At 69.9% G+C, this 15,880-nt stretch carries 12 protein-coding genes; 5 read left to right on the forward strand and 7 right to left on the reverse strand.

Annotation, left to right across the window (positions count from 1 at the left end):
* Window positions 1–4: 4 nt before the first annotated feature.
* The 3 genes from J2X21_RS01680 to J2X21_RS01690 form a co-directional block, all read right to left on the reverse strand.
* Window positions 5–970 (reverse strand): Bug family tripartite tricarboxylate transporter substrate binding protein, encoded by a 966-nt coding sequence (locus J2X21_RS01680; protein WP_310324068.1) that lies wholly within the window; start codon window positions 968–970, stop codon window positions 5–7.
* A 38-nt stretch (window positions 971–1,008) separates the two neighbouring features.
* Window positions 1,009–1,920: a 5-dehydro-4-deoxyglucarate dehydratase gene (kdgD, locus tag J2X21_RS01685; RefSeq protein ID WP_310324071.1), complete on the reverse strand. Its 912-nt coding sequence runs from the start codon at window positions 1,918–1,920 to the stop codon at window positions 1,009–1,011.
* Between the two features lie 266 nt (window positions 1,921–2,186).
* A complete protein-coding gene (locus tag J2X21_RS01690) occupies window positions 2,187–2,927 on the reverse strand; it encodes a FadR/GntR family transcriptional regulator (protein WP_310324073.1) in 741 nt (246 codons plus the stop codon).
* A 113-nt stretch (window positions 2,928–3,040) separates the two neighbouring features.
* Between J2X21_RS01690 and garD the strand changes: the two genes are divergently transcribed.
* The 5 genes from garD to J2X21_RS01715 all read left to right on the forward strand — a co-directional run bounded on the left by garD (window position 3,041) and on the right by J2X21_RS01715 (window position 10,789).
* The gene (garD, locus tag J2X21_RS01695; RefSeq protein ID WP_310324078.1) at window positions 3,041–4,633 is read left to right on the forward strand and encodes a galactarate dehydratase; all 1,593 of its coding nucleotides are present in this window, start codon (window positions 3,041–3,043) and stop codon (window positions 4,631–4,633) included.
* Window positions 4,634–4,699: 66 nt separating this feature from the next.
* Window positions 4,700–5,233 carry a hypothetical protein gene (locus J2X21_RS01700; protein WP_310324079.1) on the forward strand — a complete coding sequence of 178 codons (534 nt, stop codon included), beginning with the start codon at window positions 4,700–4,702 and terminating at the stop codon, window positions 5,231–5,233.
* A gap of 72 nt (window positions 5,234–5,305) precedes the next feature.
* Window positions 5,306–6,424, forward strand: a complete 1,119-nt coding sequence (locus J2X21_RS01705) for a hypothetical protein (protein ID WP_310324082.1) — start codon at window positions 5,306–5,308, stop codon at window positions 6,422–6,424.
* Window positions 6,425–6,528: 104 nt separating this feature from the next.
* Window positions 6,529–8,184 (forward strand): phosphoglucomutase (alpha-D-glucose-1,6-bisphosphate-dependent), encoded by a 1,656-nt coding sequence (gene pgm / locus J2X21_RS01710; protein WP_310324085.1) that lies wholly within the window; start codon window positions 6,529–6,531, stop codon window positions 8,182–8,184.
* Window positions 8,185–8,230: 46 nt separating this feature from the next.
* On the forward strand, window positions 8,231–10,789 hold the full coding sequence (locus J2X21_RS01715) for a PAS domain-containing hybrid sensor histidine kinase/response regulator (RefSeq protein WP_310324088.1): 2,559 nt from the start codon (window positions 8,231–8,233) through the stop codon (window positions 10,787–10,789).
* Between the two features lie 3 nt (window positions 10,790–10,792).
* Here the strand turns inward: J2X21_RS01715 and J2X21_RS01720 are convergent, their stop codons facing one another.
* From J2X21_RS01720 to J2X21_RS01735, 4 genes are all read right to left on the reverse strand, one after another.
* The gene (locus J2X21_RS01720; protein ID WP_310324091.1) at window positions 10,793–11,923 is read right to left on the reverse strand and encodes an ROK family transcriptional regulator; all 1,131 of its coding nucleotides are present in this window, start codon (window positions 11,921–11,923) and stop codon (window positions 10,793–10,795) included.
* Window positions 11,923–12,633 (reverse strand): ribonuclease activity regulator RraA, encoded by a 711-nt coding sequence (locus J2X21_RS01725; protein ID WP_310324093.1) that lies wholly within the window; start codon window positions 12,631–12,633, stop codon window positions 11,923–11,925. The genes J2X21_RS01720 and J2X21_RS01725 overlap by 1 nt, the downstream gene beginning before the upstream one ends.
* 102 nt (window positions 12,634–12,735) lie before the next feature.
* Entirely contained in the window at window positions 12,736–14,469 is a 1,734-nt protein-coding gene (araD, locus tag J2X21_RS01730) for an L-arabinonate dehydratase (RefSeq protein WP_310324096.1), read from the reverse strand.
* Window positions 14,466–15,875 carry an aldehyde dehydrogenase (NADP(+)) gene (locus J2X21_RS01735; RefSeq protein ID WP_310324100.1) on the reverse strand — a complete coding sequence of 470 codons (1,410 nt, stop codon included), beginning with the start codon at window positions 15,873–15,875 and terminating at the stop codon, window positions 14,466–14,468. Before J2X21_RS01735 ends, araD begins: the two co-directional genes overlap by 4 nt.
* Between the last annotated feature and the right edge of the window lie 5 nt (window positions 15,876–15,880).

Below are 15,880 nucleotides of genomic sequence, written 5' to 3' on the forward strand. Positions count from 1 at the left end.
GGAATCAGTCGGCCGTGATTTTTCGTTCAGTGATGACCTGCTTCCAGCGCGCGAACTCGGCGGCCTGGAAGGCGGTGAACTGCTCGGGCGTGTTGGCGACGATTTCGAAGCCCTGTTCCAGAAGCTTGGGCTTCACGTCGGGCGCGTTCAGCGCCTTCACGATGCCGGCGTGCAGCTTGGCCTTGATGTCGGCGGGCAGGCCCTTGGGCGCGGCCACGGCTTGCCAGGAATAGACCTGCAGGCCCTTGATGTTCAGCTCCTCCAGCGTCGGCACATCGGGCAGCACCGGCGAACGCTTGGCACTCGTGATGCTCAGCGCGCGCAGCTTGCCGGCCTTGATCTGCGGCAGCGCAGTGTTGATGTTCATGAAGCTGGACTCGACCTGGTTGCCCAGCAGGTCCGTCATGACGGGGCCGCCGCCCTTGTAGGGAATGTGCAGACCGGAGGTGCCGGTCTGCTGCCAGAACAGCTCGGCGGTGATGTGGTCGCTGGAGCCGTTGCCGCTGGACGCGAAGCTCATCTTGCCGGGGTTGGCCTTCAGATAGGCCAGCACGTCCGCCATGCTCTTGTGCGCCGAGGCGGCCGGCACCACCAGCACGTTGGGCGCCTGCACGGCCACGCTGATGTAGTCCAGGTCCTTGGTGGCGTCGTAGGCGACGTTCTTCATCAGGTGCGGGCCGATGACGAACGGACCCAGCGACGAGACGGCGATGGTGTAGCCGTCCGGCGCCGCGCGCTTCACGGCGGTCATGCCGATGGTGCCGCCGGCGCCGCCCTTGTTGTCGATGACGAAGCTGCTGCCCGGGATGCCTTCCTGCAGCTTGGCGCCCAGCGTGCGGGCGATGGAGTCACTGGAGCCGCCGGGCGGGAAGGGCACCAGCAGCGTGACGGGCTTGGAGGGCCAGGCGTCGGCCAGGGTCGAGGTGGCGGCCACGGTGCCCAGAAGCAGGGCGGTCAGCAGTTTCTTCATCTCGTGTCTCCGGTAGTCGTTGTTTGCGGGATGGGGGTTTACTGCGGGCCCAGCTTGGCGATCAGTGCGCCCAGCTGATCGACCTCGGCGGGCAGCAGGTCGCTCAGCGGCGGGCGCACCGGGCCGGCGCTGTGGCCCACCAGCGTGGCACCAGCCTTCACGATGGACACCGCATAGCCTTCGGCCTTGTTGCGGATCGCGATGTAGGGCAGGAAGAAGTCGCGGATCAGGCGGTCGGTCGTGGCCGTGTCGTTGGCCGCGTGCGCGTTGTAGAACTCCATCGCCGTCTTCGGGATGAAGTTGAAGACGGCGGACGAGTAGACCGGGCAGCCCATGGCTTTGTAGGCACCGGCGAAGACCTCGGCCGTGGGCAGGCCGCCCAGGTAGGCGAAGCGGTTGCCCAGCGTCTGGCGGATGGCGACGAACTTCTCGATGTCGCCCAGGCCGTCCTTGAAGCCGATCAGGTTGGGGCAGCGGTCGGCCAGGATCTGCAGCGATTGCGGGGTCAGCTTGCAGGCGCCGCGGTTGTAGACCACCACGCCGAATTTCACGCTTTTGCAAACCGCCTCGACGTGGTTGATCAAACCTTGTTGGCTGGCTTCAGTCAGGTAGTGCGGCAGCAGCAGGATGCCCTGCGCACCCAGCCGTTCAGCCTCCTGCGCGTACTGGATGGCGACGCGCGTGCCACCGCCGGCGCCGGCCAGGATGGGCGTGCGGCCACGGCAGGTATCCAGCGCGACCTTGATGACCTCGCTGTACTCGCCCGGCTCCAGCGAGAAGAACTCGCCCGTGCCACCGGCCGCGAACAGCGCGGAGGCGCCGTAGGGCTGCAGCCACTCCAGCCGGTCGGCATAGGCCTTGGGCGCGAAGTTCAAGTCCTTGTCGAAGTCGGTCAGCGGGAAGGACAGCAGGCCGGCTTCGAGGACGGCTTTGAGTTCTTGGGGCGACATGGCGGGTCTCCGTGGAATGTCTTGGATGAAGGAATCGACAGCCGCTCGCGCAGCGCCGAGTGTTGAAGTTGTAGGTCATCGTACAACTTCATTCAAATTCGAGAATCTTGGTGGAAACCCGCGATCTGAGCTTCTTTACGCATCGGGGAGCTTGCGGGGCCGTGCGCCGGGCCGCTCCCAAGCCGGCCCGCCTTGGGCGATGTGCTTGCGTCTCAATGCAGCAAGCATCGCCTTCCCCGTGGGGGACCGACTGGGCTCGCCGGCGTTCAGCCGGGCGAGACTGGGCGAGGGGTCTCGGTCGCTCTGCGGCGGCGTTCGCGGCTGTTGGAGAGGTGGGTGCGCATGGCCGCGCGGGCCGACTCGACGTCCTGGTTGGCGATGGCATCCAGGATGTTCTCGTGCTCGGTGTTCACGCGGCGCATGTAGGCCAGACGTTCCGCGTTCATGTCGGCGGTGGGCTCCAGCCGTGCACGCGGAATGATCTGGCTGCCCAGCGTGGCCATCAGGTCGATGAAGTGGCTGTTCTGCGTGGCGCGGGCGATCTCGAGGTGGAACTGGAAGTCCGCCACGACCGAGTCCTGGCCCGCCTCGACCGCGGCGATGACGGCGTCCAGCGCCTTGCGCAGCGCCGCGAGGTTGTCGGGCGTGCGGCGCTGGGCGGCCAGGCCGGCGGCCTCGGTCTCCAGGCCGATGCGCAGCTCCAGCACGGCGATGACGTCCTGCAGCGTGCTGAACTGCTCCGGCGTGATCTTGAAGGAGGGGCCGTCGCCGGGCCCGATGACGAAGGTGCCGATGCCATGGCGCGTCTCGACCAGCCCGGCCGCCTGCAGCTTGGAGATGGCCTCGCGCACCACGGTGCGGCTGACGTCGAAGGCCTCCATGATGGCGGCCTCGGTCGGCAGCTTGTCGCCGGCCTGCAGCTGGCCCGCGCGGATGCGCTCGCCGAGCGACTCCACGACTTCCAGGGCCAGGGTGCGGGGGCGACGACGTGCGGCGAGTTGATTCAAGGGTTGACCCGTAGTTATTTGGAAGCGCCGCCGTCTAAAGTGACGTAAGTTGTACGACAACTAGACAACGTACAACGCCCAGATTCACTGTAGCAACAGATTGCCGTTCCGCCATGCCTGAAGTCGCCAGCAGCCGCCCGCCCCTGACCATCCGCATGCGCGACGAGGACAACGTCGCCATCGTCGCCAACGACGGTGGCCTGCCGGCAGGCACGCAACTCCCCGACGGCGTGCCGGGCGCCGGCCTGGTGCTGCGTGAGAAGGTGCCACAGGGCCACAAGGTCGCGCTGCGCGACATCGCCGAGGGCGAGGTGGTGCTGCGCTACGCCGTGCCCATCGGCTATGCGCTCAAGCCCATCGCGGCCGGCAGCTGGGTGCACGAGCGCCTGCTGCAGATGCCGTCGGCGCGCGCGCTGGAGGGCCTGCCCATCGCCACCGTGAAGCCGCCGGTGCACGAGCCGCTGGAAGGCTTCACCTTCGAGGGCTACCGCAACCGCGACGGTTCGGTCGGCACGCGCAACATCCTCGCCATCACGACCACCGTGCAATGCGTGGCCGGCGTCGTCGCGCAGGCCGTGGCGCGCATCAAGGCCGAGCTGCTGCCGCTGTACCCCAACGTCGACGACGTCATCGGCCTGGAGCACAGCTACGGTTGCGGTGTCGCCATCGAGGCGCCCGACGCCATCATCCCGATACGCACGCTGAAGAACATCTCGCTGAACCCCAACTTCGGTGGCGAAGTCATGGTGGTCAGCCTGGGCTGCGAGAAGCTGCAGCCCGCGCGGCTGCTGCCGCCGGGCTCGTTCCCGATCACCGACGAGCGCGGCGCCGACGCCGGCCCCGAGACCGTCTGCCTGCAGGACGACGCGCACGTGGGCTTCATGTCCATGCTGGACGACATCCTGCAGACCGCCAGGCCGCACCTGGAGCGACTCAACGCCCGCCGCCGCGAGACCGTGCCGGCCAGCGAGCTGGTCGTCGGCGTGCAGTGCGGCGGCAGCGATGCCTTCTCGGGCGTGACCGCCAACCCGGCCGTGGGCTTCTGCGCCGACCTGCTGGTGCGCGCCGGCGCCACCATCATGTTCAGCGAGAACACCGAGGTGCGCGACGCCGTGGAGCAGCTGACCAGCCGCGCGGCCACGCCCGAGGTGGCCGACGCCATCATCCACGAGCTGGGCTGGTACGACCGCTACCTGGACCGCGGCCGCGTGGATCGCGCGGCCAACACGACGCCCGGCAACAAGGCCGGTGGACTCTCCAACATCGCCGAGAAGGCGATGGGCTCCATCATCAAGAGTGGCAGCTCGGCCATCAGCCATGTGCTGTCGCCCGGCGACAAGCTGCGGCGTGACCAGCGTGGCCTGGTCTATGCCGCCACGCCGGCCAGCGACTTCATCTGCGGCACGCTGCAACTGGCCGCCGGCATGAACATGCACATCTTCACGACCGGCCGTGGCACGCCCTACGGCCTGGCCGAATGCCCGGTCGTCAAGGTGGCCACCCGCACCGACCTGGCCCGCCGCTGGCACGACCTGATGGACATCAACGCCGGCCGCATCGCCGACGGTGAGGTCAGCATCGAGGAGACCGGCTGGGAAATGTTCCGCCTGCTGCTGGACGTGGCCTCCGGCCGCAAGAAGACCTGGGCCGAGCACTGGAAGCTGCACAACGCGCTGGTGCTGTTCAATCCCGCGCCGGTTACTTGAATCGGAGCTGGCCGGCTGTTCGTTGTGACAAAGTCGCTGGCTTCGGCGAGGCATCCAGAAGACAGCTTGAGCGACGACAACCAGAACCCCAGCAAGGGCGACATCGGATTGAAGCTAGGTGCCGGCCTCATGGTTGGCTGGTTTATGGCTGCGTTGCTGACATTGCCGGCGCTGTATTGGCTGTTTGTCGCCGTCTACGAGGCGATCACGGCTGGCGCGGTGCGCGTAACCCCCACTTCTCGCGGAGAACCACGGGTTTGGGTGCCTTGGCCTCAGGCTTGGAGCTACCTGCTCGGCACGTCGTTGATCATCGCTGGTGGACTGCCTCCTATCCTTGCGTTCGTGGCTCCTCGGCTTCGCATGGGTCGGACATTCCTTCTTCTACTGACGCTTTCACCATTTGCCGGGCCACTGGGCATTGCGCTGTGGCTTTTCTCCGGTCATTTGACCAGCGTACGAGGCGCCCTGTTTCTCGCTGGCGTGTTTGCTTTCATCGCTGTGACGCTCTGGATCGGAAACCGATTTGGAAGGGCGTTCGTGGTGTTGGCGCTGTTGATACTGGTGGCGTTCGCGCTCTACCACTTCGCTCCGAGCCTTTAGGTCCGGTCACAGTCCCTCGGCTGACTTGCAGCCTATGCTTCTGATCCCGGGACCCGCAGCACAGGAGCCGCAGTGACAGCCAACCGATCCGTCGTCGCCTTCGAGGGCGTGGCACAAGTCGTCGCCGAACCCCTGCGCTTCAAGGCCAAGCTCGCCATCGGCGAGAACGCCTACGCGTCGCTGCGCATGATCAACCGCACACGCGAGATCTGGGACGTGCTGGGCGCGGCCGGTGCCGGCGCGGCGCTGACGAAGGCCGGCCTGCTGGGGCTGGGTGCGGCGGCGACGCCCATCGGCTGGATCGCCCTGGGCGCGCTTGCATCGGGCGGCGCCTGCTACGGCCTGTACCGCTGGATGGGCAACACCAAGGGCGATCGCGTCATCGAGATCCCCAAGTTCCTGAACACGCCGCTGGACACGCTGGGCCTGGCGCTGTTCGACCTGATCGCGCCGCTGGCGCTGCGGCTGGCGGCGGTGGACGGCGCGATCGAGCCGGCCGAGCGCGCCGCGCTCGTCGCGCACCTGGTGGACGACTGGGGCCTGGACGCCGGCTTCGTCACCCAGGCCATCGCGCGCATCGAGCCCGGCGTGCTGCAAGGCTCGGTCGAGGAGATGGCGACGGAGCTGTCGGCCTTCCTGCATGCCAACCCCGACTGCAACCACCAGGCCATCGCGACGGACCTGGGCCGCTTCCTGCGCACGCTGCTGGAGGCCGGTGGGCCGTTGTCCGCGGCCGAGGAGGCGGCGCTGGCCACCGTGCTGGAGCTGTTGCTTCACGAACCGGACGGCGCGCTGGCCAAGGTCTGGCAGGAAGCCAAATCGGGCGCCGGGCAACTGGGCACGACGGCGAAGGATGCGGTCGAGTGGACGCGCGAGCGCCTGCCGTCCCCCGATGACGTGCAGGCCGCGGCCGGCAAAGCCTGGGAGGGCGCCAAGGCAGGCGCGGGGCAGCTGGGCACGACGGCCAAGGACGCCGCCGACTGGACCCGTGAACGCCTGCCCACGCCGCAGGAGCTGCAAGCCGCGGCGGGCACGGCGGCGGCGCAGCTGGAGCAGAGCGTGCGCCAGGCCGCGACCTGGGCGCAGGACAAGGTGCCCGAGGCCGCCGACCAGCTGCAGGATGCGGCCCGGCGATCTTTGGATCTCGCGCGGACCGGCGTGGCGCGGCTGCGCAAGCGAACGGGGCGTTAGCCCAGCATCGCGGCGGGCATGAGGCTTGCAAGTGCTTGTCGTCCGGCCATCACGGTGCGGACCCGGGCCGCGGAATCGGCATCCCCAACTGCAGCATTGACCGAATGAGCGACGCCCCCCACCCCCTCGCCGGCCAGCCGGCCCCGCCCGACGTGCTGATTGACGTGGAGGCGCTGCAGGAGGCCTACCACTCGCGCCGGCCCGACTCCAGCAGCGCGGAGCAGCAGGTCAGCTTCGGCACCTCGGGCCATCGCGGCTCGGCGCTGGACGGCTCCTTCAACGAATGGCATGTGCTGGCCATCACGCAGGCGATCTGCGACCACCGCAAGGCGCGGGGCATCGCCGGCCCGCTGTTCCTCGGGGCCGACACGCATGCGCTGTCCGCGCCGGCCGTCAGCAGCGCGCTGGAGGTGCTGGCCGCCAACGGCGTCGACGTGATGCTGGCGCCGGCCGGACAGTACACGCCGACGCCGGCCGTGTCGCTGGCCATCCTGGAACACAACGCGGGCCGCGACGGCAGCGCGCTGGCCGACGGCGTCGTCGTGACGCCGTCGCACAACCCGCCGCGCGACGGCGGCTTCAAGTACAACCCGCCGCATGGCGGCCCGGCGGACAGCGACATCACGTCGGCCATCCAGGCGGCTGCCAACGCGTATCTGAAGCACGAGCTGGCCGGCGTGCAGCGCATGGACGCCGAGCGCGCGCTGGCCGCGCCGACGACTCACGAGCACGACTTCTGCGCGCAGTACGTGGCGGCGCTGGCGCAGGTCATCGACTTCGACGCCATCCGCGGCTCCGGCATCCGGCTGGGCGTGGACCCGCTGGGCGGCGCCGGCGTGGCCTACTGGCGGGCCATCGCCGAGCGCTACCGGCTGCCGCTGACCGTCGTCAGCGACCTCGTGGACCCGAGCTTCGCATTCATGACGCTGGACTGGGACGGCAAGATCCGCATGGACCCGTCGTCGCCGAACGCGATGCGGCGCCTGACCGCGCTGCGCGACCGCTTCGACATCGCGTTCGCCTGCGACCCCGACCACGACCGCCACGGCATCGTCACGCCCAGCAGCGGGCTGATGCCGCCCAACCACTACCTCAGCGTCGCGGCCGACTACCTGTTCAGCCACCGCCCCGGCTGGGGCGCGGACGCGGCACTGGGCAAGACCGTCGTCACGACCGCGCTGCTGGACCGCGTCGCCGCGCGGCGCGGCCGACGGCTGTTCGATGCGCCGGTGGGTTTCAAGTGGTTCGCGCCGGGCCTGGTGGACGGCAGCCTGGGCCTGGGCTGCGAGGAGAGCGCGGGTGCCTCCTTCCTGCGCCGCGACGGCCGCGTGTGGACCACCGACAAGGACGGCATCGCCGCCGCGCTGCTGGCCGCCGAGATCACCGCCCGCACCGGCCGCGATCCGGGCGACGGCTACCGGGCGCTGACGGCCGAACTGGGCGCACCTCACGCCGACCGCGTGGAGGGCGCCGCCACGCGCGAGCAGAAGCGCCGCCTGGCCGCGCTGACGGCCGCCGACGTGAAGGCCACGTCGCTGGCCGGCGAGCCCATCACCGCCGTGCTGACGGCGGCGCCCGGCAACGGCGCTGCCATTGGCGGCGTCAAGGTTGTCACGGCCAGCGGCTGGTTCGCCGCGCGGCCGTCGGGCACCGAGGACATCTACAAGGTCTATGCCGAGAGCTTCCGCGACGCAGTCCACCTGCAGACGCTGCTGGCCGAGGCGCGTGGCCTGGTCGATGAAGCGCTGAACCGCGTGTGATACTGCTCCGGCATCCGCGGGGGTGCATCTCGCGGACAGGCTGACGATGACACACAGCGGTATGAAGGCCGGCGCGGCCGGGATGGCGCCGGACGGTCTGTCCCTCTTCCGGGGCGCCACGCCCACCGATGCGCTGCTGCGCGGCCACGACTGGGCTCACTCCCCGCTGGGCCTGCCGCAGCGCTGGCCCGCCGCGCTGCGCATGAGCGTGTCGCTGGTGCTGGACTCGCCGGTGCCCATGTGGCTGGCCTGGGGGCCGGAACTCACGCTGATCTACAACGACGCCTACGCGCCCATGCTGGGCAGCAAGCACCCGGGCGCCCAGGGCGCGCCGCTGCAGCGGGTGTGGAGCGAGATCTGGAGCGACGTCGCGCCGCTGCTGGCCACCGCGATGGCCGGCGAGGGCGTGCACCGCGAGGACATGCCGCTGCTGGTGGACCGCTTCGGCGCGCCGCGCCCCGCGTGGTTCACGTTCTCCTACCTGCCGGTGCGCGACGAGTCGGGCGTGGTGTGCGGCCTGGTTTGCACCGTGTGGGACACGACCGAGAAGGTCACCACGCAGCGCCGCCTGGCCGACCATGAGGTGGCAGTGGCCGAGGGGCGGCTGGAACAGGCCGAGATGGCCGAGCGCTACCGCCTGGTTGCGCTGGCAACCAACGACGCGATCTGGGACTGGCGTCTGGCCGACGGCCATGTGGTCTGGAACGCCGCGCTGGGCGCGCTGTTCGGCCATCCGCAGGCCGAGACCAGCGCGCAGTGGTGGCTGGACCACATCCACCCCGACGACCGTGCGCGCATCGACGCCGACATCCACGCCGTCATCGCCGGCACCGGCACGGCCTGGACCGGCAGCTACCGCTTCCGCCGGCTGGACGGCAGCCATGCCGACATCTTCGACCGCGGCTATGTGCTGCGCGACGACGAGGGCCGCGCCGTGCGCATGATCGGCGCGATGCTGGACCTCAGCGACCGCAAGGCCACGGAGGCCGCGCTGCGCGCCAGCGAGCAGCAGTTCCAGACGCTGTTCGAGCGCATGGACGAGGGCTTCTGCGTCATCGAGTTCCTGGACGGCCCGCATGGGCCCATGAGCGACTACATCCACGTGTCCGCCAACCCGGCCTACCTGGCCAATGCGGGCATCCCCAACGTCGTCGGCCAGAAGGTGCGCGAGATGGTGCCCGACGAGGCCGAGGGCTGGGTAGAGATCTACCGCCGCGTGCTGCTGACCGGCGAGCCGGTGCGCTTCGAGCGCGAGCTGGTGGCGACGGGGCGCTATCTGGAGCTGGCCGCCTTCCGTGTCGAGCCGCTGGAGCGCCGCCAGGTGGCCGTGCTGTTCCAGGACGTGACCAGCCGCCACCGCGCGGAGGTCGCACTGCGCGAGCTGAACGACACGCTGGAGCGCCGCGTGACGGCCGAGGTGGCCGAGCGGCTGAAGGCCGAGGACGCGCTGCGCCAGGCGCAGAAGATGGAGGCCGTGGGCCAGCTGACCGGCGGCATCGCGCACGACTTCAACAACATGCTGGCGGTCGTCATCAGCTCGCTGGACCTGCTGGACCGCAAGTTCCTGTCGCACGATGCGCGCGCGATGCGCTTCGTCGATGCGGCCCGCAACGGCGCCCGCCGCGCCGCGCAGCTGACGCAGCGGCTGCTCGCGTTCTCGCGCCAGCAGCCGCTCAAGCCCGAGACGCTGGACGTCAACAAGCTGGTGGCCGGCATGTCGGACCTGCTGCGCCACTCGCTGGGCGGCAGCCTGAAGCTGGAGACGGTACTGGCCGGCGGCCTGTGGCGCGCCAACGCCGACCCCAACCAGTTGGAGAACGCCATCCTCAACCTCGCGGTCAACGGCCGCGATGCGATGGACGACCTGGACGGCGACGGCCGGCTGACCATCGAGACCGCCAACTGCCATCTCGACGAGCGCTACGCGGCCGACCACCTCGGGCTGCAGCCGGGCCAGTACGTGATGATTGCCGTGACCGACACCGGCAGCGGCATGTCGCCCGAGGTCATGGCCAAGGCCTTCGACCCCTTCTTCACGACCAAGGAAGTGGGCCGCGGCACGGGTCTGGGGCTCAGCCAGGTCTATGGCTTCGTCAAACAGTCGGGCGGCCATGTGCGCATCTACTCTGAGCCGGGGCAGGGCACGACCGTCAAGCTCTACATGCCGCGTCAACTGGGCGCCGCCGCGGAGGACGAACAGGCGCAAGGTGCCGCGGCGGCGCTGCACGGCGACGGCCGCGAGCTGGTGCTGGTCGTCGAGGACGAGCAGGCCGTGCGGCTGATGTCCGTGGAGGCGCTGGAGGAGCTGGGCTACCGCGTGCTGGAGACCGATGGCGCCGAAGGCGCGCTGAAGCTCATCGATGCGCACCCCGACATCGACCTGATGTTCACTGACGTGGTCATGCCCGGCATGAACGGCCGCAAGCTGGCCGACGAGGCGCGCCGCCGCCGGCCCGACCTGAAGGTGTTGTTCACGACCGGCTACACGCGCAACGCCGTCGTGCACAACGGCGTGCTGGACCCCGGCGTGCACCTGATCGGCAAGCCCTTCACGCTGGACGAGCTGGCCGCGCGGCTGCGCGAAGTGCTGGACGCCCCAGATTGAACGTCAGCCCAGCGTCGGCTGCGTGAGCCGGTAGCCCGCCAGCGCGGCGGCGCCCACGGCGATGGCGTCGGCGCCGAAGCGGGCCACGCGCAGCGTGGGTTCGGGCATGCGCGCCGCCTGGGCGTAGTCCTGCAGCGTGGCGCGCACGGGCGCCAGCAGCGCGTCGCCCAGTTCAACGGCCGGGCCGCCCAGCACGATGCAGGCCGGGTCGTAGGCGACGGCCAGGTTCTGCAGCAGCACGCCGAGGTATTGCCCGGCGCGGGCCAGGTCCGGTGCATCGCCGTCCTGCCGCATCAGCGCCCGGTTGCCGATCAGCGCCTCCGCGCAGCCGCGGCGGCCGCAGGAGCAGCGCGGGCCGTCGATCTGCAGCACCATGTGGCCCACTTCGCCGGCCAGGCCGCGCGCGCCGGTCAGCAGCCGGCCGCCCACCACGAGGCCCGCGCCCACGCCTTCGCCAACCAGCACCAGCAGCAGCGGGTCGGCCGTGGGCGACGGGTTGAACTCGGTCTCGCCCAGGGCGGCGACGTCGGCATCGTTCTGCATGAACACGGGCACGCCGGCCAGTGGCGTGCCGTGCAGCGCCTCGCGCAGCAGCGCGCCGAACGGCACCTGATGCCAGTGCACATGGGGTGAGAAGACGAGCTGGTCGCGGGCCTGGTCCACGCCGCCGGGCAGGCCCACGCCGATGCCGATGATGCGTTGCGCGTCGCCGCGCCGGGCCGCCACGGCCAGCATGTTGCGGGTCAGCTCCGCGATGCAGGCCTCGACCTCCAGCTCGGTGTCGTAGCCGGCGCTGCGGGCTGCCAGCACTTCGCCCGTCAGCGAGGTCAGTACCACGCGCACGTGGCCTATGCCCACCTGCGTGCCCAGCAGCAGCAGCCGCGCCGGGTCGACGAACAGCGGCGTGGGGCGGCGGCCGATGTCGCCGGTGACGACCACCTCGCGCTCCAGCAGCCAGCCGTTGTCGATGAGTTCGCGCACCAGGGCGCTGACGGTGGACTTGGTCAGGTCCAGCGCATTCGCCAGATCCACGCGCGACTGGCCCGGGTGCAAGCGCAGCTGGCGAAAGATCGCCATCAGGTTGCCGCGCTTGAGCTGGGCCTGGCCGCTGTGGCTCTCGGCTTTCATCAGCATCAACGTCCCTTGGCGGTGCGCCAGGCGGCGAACAGGCCGGCGACATCGGGGTCGGTGGGCGGGTAGAGGCCCAGCACGCTGCGGCCGGCCATCACGGTCTCTTGCACGAAGTCCTCGAACACGGTCATCTCGACCGCTTCGTTGGCGATCTCGTCGGCCAGGTGGGCCGGGATGACGATGACGCCCTCCGCATCGCCCACGATGACGTCGCCCGGGAACACCGGCGCGTCGCCGCAGCCTATGGGCTCGTTGATCGCGATGGCCTGGTGCAGCGTCAGGTTGGTGGGCGCGCTGGGGCGCGAGTGGTAGGCCGGCATCGTGTACTTGGCGATGTCGGGGCTGTCGCGGAAACCGCCATCCGTGACGACACCGGCACAGCCACGCACCATCAGCCTCGCGACGAGGATGCCGCCGGCCGAGGCCGCGCGCGCGTCCTTGCGGCTGTCGATGACCAGCACCGCGCCCTCCGGGCATTCCTCGACGGCGACGCGCTGGGGGTGGGCGCGGTTCTTGAAGACCTCGATGCCGTTCAGGTCCTCGCGCGCCGGCATGTAGCGCAGTGTGTAGGCCGGGCCTACCATGTTGGGCAGGCCGGGGTTCAGCGGCAGCACGCCCTGGATGAACTGGTTCTTCAGGCCGCGCTTGAACAGCGCGGTGCACAGCGTGGCGGTGCTGACGCCCATCAGCTTTTTGCGGGTATCGGGATTCATGAGGTGGGTCCGGAAATGCAACCACAGAGGCACAGAGGCACAGAGAAATTCATGAGTCTTCTCCGTGTCTCTGTGCCTCTGTGGTCGCCTTTGAATTGAATGTCAGTAGATGACCGGTTCCGGCACCGGGGCACCGAACTGGGTTTCAAGGAAATCGAAGTCGCAGCCCTCATGGGCTTGCAGGATGTGGCGGCCGAACATCCAGCCGTAGCCGCGCTCGTAGCGGGGCGGCGGTGGCGTCCAGGCGGCCTTGCGGGCGGCCAGTTCCTCATCGCTGACTTCGAGGTGGATGGTCCGGCCCGGCACGTCCACGGTGATGCGGTCGCCCGTCTTCACCAGCGCCAGCGGGCCGCCGATGAAGGCCTCGGGTGAGCAGTGCAGCAGGCAGCCGCCGTAGCTGGTGCCGCTCATGCGCGCGTCCGACAGGCGCAGCATGTCGGTCACGCCTGCCTTCAGCAGCTTGGTCGGGATGGGCAGCATGCCCCACTCGGGCATGCCGGCGCCCTTGGGGCCGGCGTTGCGCAGCACGAGGATGTCGTCGCCGGTCACGTCGAGGTCCGGATCGTCCACCGCAGCCTTCAGGCTTGGGTAGTCGTCGAACACCAGCGCGCGGCCCGTGTGCTTGAGCAGGTGGGGTGCGACGGCGCTGGGCTTGATGACGACGCCGTCTGGGGCCAGGTTGCCGCGCAGCACGGCCAGCGCGCCTTCGGCGTAGATGGGGTTGGAGAGAGGCCGGATCACGTCGTCGTTGAAGACCTCGGCGCCCTCGATGTTCTCGGCGACGGTCTTGCCGTTGACGGTCAAGGCCGTCAGATCCAGCTTGTCCCTCATGACGTTCATCATGGCCGGCAGGCCGCCGGCGTAGAAGAAGTCTTCCATCAGGTAGTGGTCGCCGCTGGGCCGGATGTTGGCGATGACGCCCACGTGCCGGCTGGCCGCGTCGAAGTCGTCCAGCGTGACGGAGAGGTTCGCGCGGCGGCTGATCGCTACGAGGTGGATGATGGCGTTGGTGGAGCAGCCCATCGCCATCGCCACGGCGATCGCGTTCTGGAAGCTGCCCTTGCTGAACAGCTTGGCGGGCGTCAGGTCGTCCCACACCATCTGCACGATGCGGCGGCCGCATTCGGCGGACATGCGGGTGTGGTTGGCGTCAGGCGCGGGGATGCTGGAAGCACCGGGCAGCGTGACGCCCAGCGCCTCGGCGATGCCCATCATGGTCGCCGCCGTGCCCATGGTCATGCAGGTGCCGTGGCTGCGGGCGATGCCGGCTTCCATCTCGGCCCAGGCCTGGTCACTCAAACGGCCGGCGCGGCGCTCGTCCCAGTACTTGAAGGCGTCGCTGCCACTGCCCAGTACCTGGCCGCGCCAGTTGCCGCGCAGCATGGGGCCGGCGGGCAGATAGATGAGCGGCAGGCCCATGCTGATGGCGCCCATCAGCAGGCCCGGCGTGGTCTTGTCGCAGCCACCCATCAGCACGGCGCCGTCCACGGGGTGGCTGCGCAGCAGCTCCTCCGTCTCCATCGCGAGGAAGTTGCGGTACAGCATGGACGTAGGCTTGACCATGCTCTCGCTCAGCGAGATCGCCGGCAGCTCCAGCGGCCAGCCACCCGCCTGCAGGATGCCGCGCTTCACGTCCTCCACCCGCTGCTTGAAGTGGGTGTGGCACTGGTTGGCGTCGCTCCAGGTGTTGACGATGGCGATGACCGGCTTGCCGATGAAGTCCTCGGCGCCGTAGCCCATCTGCAGCACGCGGCTGCGGTGGCCGAAGGAACGGAAGTCGTCCTTGGCGAACCAGCGGGCGCTGCGCAGGTCTTCGACCTTCTTGACCGTGCTCATGCCTGGCCTCGCGCTTCGATCAGCCAGGCCGGCGCGTCCTGCAGCGCGACCGGGCGTAGGAAGCGCTCCATCGCCGCATAGCCCACGCTGGTGCTGAACGCGTTGGTGGACGAAGGCCACGGGCCGCCGTGCTGCTGTGCGGCCGTCACGGCCACGCCGGTCGGCACGCCGGCAAACAGCACGCGGCCGGCGATGGCTTGCGCGCCGGCGATGAGGCGGCGGTTGTCGGGCGTGTCGGCGTCGGCGCCCCACAGCGTGACGGTCAGCGTGCCTTGCACGGCCTGCAGCACGCGCAGCGTCTCGTCGAGGTCGCGCACGGTGACGACGATGCAGCTGGGGCCGAATACTTCCTCGTGCAGCACCTCGTCGGCGAGGAAGCTCGCCGCATCGGTGGCAAAGAGATGCGCGCCCGGTGCCGCCTCGCGCGCGGGTAGGGCCAGCAGCGACTTCACGCCGGTGCGGCCGTGCAGCCGCGCCACGCCGGCATTGAAGCCGGCCCGGATGCCGGCGTTCAGCATCGCGTGCGGGTTGGCCGCGGCGAGACCCTCGGCCAGTTGCTTGACGAAGGCCTGGCTGGCCTCGTCGTCACGCACGATGACGATGCCGGGGCTGGTGCAGAACTGGCCGCAGCCCAGCGTGATGCTGCCGGCCAGTTGCGTGGCCAGCGCCGCGCCGTTGGCGGCCAGCGCCTCGGGCAGCGCGACCACCGGGTTGACGGAGCCCAGCTCGCCGTAGAACGGGATGGGCCGCGGGCGGGCATTGGCTTCCTTCCACAGCGCCACGCCGCCGCGCACGCTGCCGGTGAAGGTGGCGGCGGCAATCGCCTCGTCGCGGACCAGGCTCACGCCCACGTCGATGCCTGCGCCTTGCACCATCTGCAGCACGCCCGCCGGCAGCAGGCCGGTGCCCAGTTCGAACACGGCGCGCGACAGCTGCGGGTGGCCCGGGTGGGCCTTCACGACCACCGTGCAGCCGGCGGCCAGCGCCGCGGCGGTGTCGCCGCCCAGCACGCTGAACGCGAACGGGAAGTTGCTGGCCGCGAAGTTGGCGACCGGGCCTAGGGGCGTGGCCACGCGCGTCAGGCGCGGGCGACCGGCGGGCGGGGCGCCGGGCACGGCCGCGTCGTCCTGCACCGGCTGGGCGCGGCCGGCGAGCAGTTGTTCGGCGAAGCCGCGCAGCTGGAAGGCGGTGCGGTCCAGCTCGCCGTTCAGGCGCGCGGCGCCCAGGCCGGTTTCCTCGTCGGCCAGCGGCACCAGCGTGTCGCGGGCGGCCTGCAGCGCGTCGGCCAGCGTCGTCAGGTGCGCGGCGCGCTGGGTGATGGGCAGGGCGGCCCAGGCGGGGCCGGCGTGCGCGGCGGCGTCGCAGGCGGTACGGATCTGCGCAGGGGTGCTGTCAATCAGGGTCATGGAAA

The sequence above is a fragment of the Roseateles asaccharophilus genome, assembly GCF_031458115.1.
Lineage (GTDB): Bacteria > Pseudomonadota > Gammaproteobacteria > Burkholderiales > Burkholderiaceae_C > Pelomonas > Pelomonas asaccharophilus_A.

Excerpts from the sequence above, each read along its gene's own strand:
- garD (WP_310324078.1), top strand. The coding sequence starts at position 3,041 with ATGCCTGAAGTCGCCAGCAGCCGCCCGCCCCTGACCATCCGCATGCGC.
- araD (WP_310324096.1), bottom strand. The coding sequence starts at position 14,469 with ATGAGCACGGTCAAGAAGGTCGAAGACCTGCGCAGCGCCCGCTGGTTC.
- J2X21_RS01735 (WP_310324100.1), bottom strand. The coding sequence starts at position 15,875 with ATGACCCTGATTGACAGCACCCCTGCGCAGATCCGTACCGCCTGCGAC.
- pgm (WP_310324085.1), top strand. The coding sequence starts at position 6,529 with ATGAGCGACGCCCCCCACCCCCTCGCCGGCCAGCCGGCCCCGCCCGAC.
- J2X21_RS01725 (WP_310324093.1), bottom strand. The coding sequence starts at position 12,633 with ATGAATCCCGATACCCGCAAAAAGCTGATGGGCGTCAGCACCGCCACG.
- J2X21_RS01680 (WP_310324068.1), bottom strand. The coding sequence starts at position 970 with ATGAAGAAACTGCTGACCGCCCTGCTTCTGGGCACCGTGGCCGCCACC.
- kdgD (WP_310324071.1), bottom strand. The coding sequence starts at position 1,920 with ATGTCGCCCCAAGAACTCAAAGCCGTCCTCGAAGCCGGCCTGCTGTCC.
- J2X21_RS01720 (WP_310324091.1), bottom strand. The coding sequence starts at position 11,923 with ATGCTGATGAAAGCCGAGAGCCACAGCGGCCAGGCCCAGCTCAAGCGC.
- J2X21_RS01715 (WP_310324088.1), top strand. The coding sequence starts at position 8,231 with ATGACACACAGCGGTATGAAGGCCGGCGCGGCCGGGATGGCGCCGGAC.